Annotated in this window: 1 pseudogene; it reads right to left on the reverse strand. The window is 75.5% G+C overall.

Features of this window, described 5'->3' with window-relative positions:
* Nucleotides 1-384: pseudogene (locus tag D7Y04_RS43720) on the reverse strand (hypothetical protein); the annotation flags it as partial.

Genomic DNA, 384 nt, shown 5'->3' on the forward strand with positions numbered 1-384 from the left:
CGAGCGGCAACAGGGGGCCCTCCACGTAGGCACGCACCACGCGGTAGCCCACGTGTCCCAGCAGCACGAGCAGCGGCAGGTTGATGAGCGGCAGCACCAGCCAGCGCGCGGTGCGCCACCAGCCCGCCACCGCTTCCGCCACGCCCGTCGTCGCCGTGTAGCGCCACGCGGCGGCCCGAGCCGCGCGCACCTCCTCCAGCATCGCGTCCACATCCGGCACGCCGAGCACCGACGGCTCCAGGCCTCCGGCTCGCGCCACGCTGCGCGCCTCGGCCAGCGCGGTGCGCGCCGCGGACTCCACGCCGAAGTCGTCGTCGAAGGGCTCAATCACCGCGCTTTCCGCGGCCCGCGCGCGTGTGTGTCCGCGCACCGCGTCCACCACCG

This window comes from Corallococcus sp. AB038B, from assembly GCF_003668955.1.
GTDB classification, from domain to species: domain Bacteria; phylum Myxococcota; class Myxococcia; order Myxococcales; family Myxococcaceae; genus Corallococcus; species Corallococcus exiguus.